Origin of the sequence: uncultured Jatrophihabitans sp., assembly GCF_964246335.1 — a bacterium.
Taxonomy (GTDB): Bacteria; Actinomycetota; Actinomycetes; order Mycobacteriales; family Jatrophihabitantaceae; genus Jatrophihabitans.
The window spans coordinates 1-3,037 of sequence record NZ_CAXTQF010000123.1 but is presented as its reverse complement, the minus strand read 5'-3'; the positions used below and the strand labels follow the sequence as shown (position 1 = coordinate 3,037).

The 3,037-nt window shown below is 71.3% G+C and carries 2 protein-coding genes and 1 pseudogene; all 3 read left to right on the top strand.

The window, feature by feature from the left end; genetic code table 11:
* Positions 1–1,071 (top strand): annotated as a pseudogene (locus ACFFCN_RS18560) (excinuclease ABC subunit A); the annotation flags it as partial.
* Positions 1,068–1,628 (top strand): GNAT family N-acetyltransferase, encoded by a 561-nt coding sequence (locus tag ACFFCN_RS18555; protein WP_375494088.1) that lies wholly within the window; start codon positions 1,068–1,070, stop codon positions 1,626–1,628. The pseudogene ACFFCN_RS18560 and the gene ACFFCN_RS18555, both read left to right, overlap by 4 nt.
* A gap of 140 nt (positions 1,629–1,768) precedes the next feature.
* The gene (locus ACFFCN_RS18550; RefSeq protein ID WP_375494086.1) at positions 1,769–3,028 is read left to right on the top strand and encodes an MFS transporter; all 1,260 of its coding nucleotides are present in this window, start codon (positions 1,769–1,771) and stop codon (positions 3,026–3,028) included.
* The last annotated feature ends 9 nt before the right edge of the window (positions 3,029–3,037 follow it).

The following is a 3,037-nucleotide window of genomic DNA, read 5'->3' as shown; positions in this document are numbered from 1 at the left end:
GTCGAGGGCGCGCGCGAGCACAACCTGCGCAACGTCGACGTCGCGTTCCCGCTCGGCTGCTTCGTCGCCGTCACCGGCGTCAGCGGATCGGGCAAGTCGAGCCTGGTCAACGACATCCTCTACGCGTCGCTGGCCAACCGGATCAACGGCGCCAAGCTCCCGCCGGGGCGGCACAAGCGCATCCGCGGCATCGACCAGCTCGACAAGGTGGTCGGCGTCGACCAATCGCCGATCGGGCGCACGCCGCGGTCCAACCCGGCCACCTATACCGGCGTGTTCGACCACATCCGCAAGCTGTTCTCCGAGACCACCGAGGCGAAGGTCCGCGGCTATCAGCAGGGCCGGTTCTCGTTCAACGTCAAGGGTGGCCGCTGCGAGAACTGCCAGGGCGACGGCACGATCAAGATCGAGATGAACTTCCTGCCGGACGTCTACGTGCCGTGCGAGGTCTGCAAGGGCGCGCGGTACAACCGCGAGACGCTCGAGGTGCACTACAAGGGCAAGAACATCAGCGAGGTCCTCGAGATGCCGATCGACGAGGCGGCGGAGTTCTTCAGGCCGATCTCGCGCATCGCGCGGCATCTCGAGACGCTGGTCGACGTCGGGCTCGGTTACGTGCGGCTGGGCCAGCCGGCTCCCACGCTGTCCGGTGGCGAGGCCCAACGGGTCAAGCTGGCCGCCGAGCTGCAGAAGCGCTCGACCGGCCGGACGATCTACGTGCTGGACGAGCCGACCACCGGTCTGCACTTCGAGGACGTGTCCAAGCTGCTCGGCGTGCTGCACTCGCTGGTCGACAAGGGCAACTCGGTGATCGTGATCGAGCACAACCTCGACGTCATCAAGACTGCCGACTGGCTGATCGACATGGGCCCCGAAGGCGGTTCGGGCGGCGGCACGGTCGTCGCCGTGGGCACGCCGGAGGAGGTCGCGGCGGTGCCGGAGTCGCACACCGGCCAGTTCCTGGCGCCGCTGCTCGACCCCGCGCCGAGCACCCGGCGCAGCACCCGCAAGAAGACGGCGGCGGCTGCCAAGCCACGCGCGAGCACCCGCAAGCAGGCCGCCGTCAGGTGACCCAGCCGGGTCCCGCCTCGGTCCCCGTCCTGCGTACCGAACGGCTGATTCTGCGCGGGTGGCGCGCCGCCGACCTCGAGCCGTTCGCCGAGCTGAACGCCGACCCCGTCGTGATGCGGCACTTCCCAGCGCCACTCGATCGCGCGGCCAGTGACGCCCTGGTCGAGCGCATCCGCGCAGGGTTCGCCGAGAACGGCTTCGGCTTGTGGGCGGTCGAGGTGATCGACGGCCCGGCGTTCATCGGGTTCGTCGGGCTGGCCCGGCCGCGCTTCGACGCGCATTTCATGCCCGCGGTGGAGATCGGCTGGCGGTTGGCAGCGAACTCGTGGGGGCGCGGCTACGCCACGGAGGCTGCCCGGGCCGCGGCGCGATACGGCTTCGTGACCTCGCAGTTGCCCGAGATCGTGTCGTTCACGGCGGTGCCCAACGTGGCGTCGCAGCGGGTCATGCAGCGTCTCGGCATGACCCACGACCCCGCCGACGACTTCGATCACCCGGCCCTCGACATCGGCAGCCCCCTTCGTCGACACGTGCTCTACCGCCTGCGTCCGGCGTAGCTCGGCGTCGTCGACAGCCAGACCGTGCGCATCTTTCCGGCGCGTCGTCGCGCAGCCGGTGCACACGTCGCCGAGGCGCTGGTGCAGCGCCGACGTCGCGGCGCGGAAACCGTGTCGGTGCGGCGTGCGAAGCTCATCGGATGGGACTGCAGGCCTACCGCGCCGTCCTGCGCATCCGCGAGGTGCGCAGGGTGCTGCTGCTCGGCCTGCTGGTGCGCGTGCCGATGTGGGCTGGCGCGGTCGTCCTCACGCTGCACGTCGTCACGCATCTCGGCCGCTCGTACGGCGCGGCCGGGTTCGTCGAGGGCGCCTCGACCGTCGCCGCGAGCATCAGCTCGCCGTGGCGCGGCCGGCGCCTCGATCAGGTCGGGTTGCGCAAGGCCGTCGTGCCGTCGCTGGTGGTGCTGACGGTGTGTTGGAGCATCGCGCCGTTCACCGGCTACTGGCTGCTCATCGTGCTCGCGTCGTTCGCCGGATTGTTCATCGTTCCGCAGTTCACGATCGTGCGGCAGTCGCTGCTGGCGTCCGTCCCCGAGGTGCACCGCAAGTCGGCGTTGTCGATCGACTCGGTCGCCGTCGAGATCTCCTACATGATGGGCCCGGCCCTCGGCGTCCTGCTCGCGACGTACTGGGCCACCAGCTGGGCGCTGTTCACCTGCGAGTTCACCGCCGTGCTCGGCGGTGCGCTGATCTGGCTGGTCAACCCGCGGTTGCGCTCGGACGACGACACGGACGCCGACGCGGACGCGCCCTCGGGCGTGCGCTCGTGGCTCGGGCCGGTCGTCGCCGCCGTGCTGGTGATGAGCGCCGCGACGGTCCTGGTGCTCGTCGGCTCCGACGTCGGCACCGTCGCCGCCCTGCGGCACATGCACCACCAGTCCTGGATCGGCTGGGAGCTCGCGGTCTGGGGTCTGGGTTCCGCGGTCGGCGGCCTGGTCTACGGCGCCGTGCGTTTCGAGCTGCCGGTGTGGGTGCTGCTGGCGTTGCTGGGCGCCACCGCGATCCCCGTCGCGCTGGCGACAGGCCCCGGCCTGCTGGCCGTCCTGCTCTTCGTCACCGGGCTGTTCTGCGCACCGACGATCACCGCCTCGGTGAGCGCCATCGGCCAGGTGGTCGGCGAGCGCGGGCGTGGCGAGGCGCTCGGCTGGCACGGTTCGGCCATGACGGCCGGCGCAGCCGCCGGCGCTCCGCTGGCCGGCGTGGCCATCGATCACGTCGGCTGGCACGGCGGGTTCGTGCTACCCGGGCTCGTCGGACTGGCGATCGCCGCCGCCGGAGCGCTGGTCTACCGCGGCCGATCCGCGCCCGGCTCCCCGGCGAGCGGCTCGTCGGCGGCCGGCTCGGCGGCGGCCGGATCGGCGGCGGCCGGGCAGCCGCTGCCAGAATCGATCGATGCCTGACCTCGACAC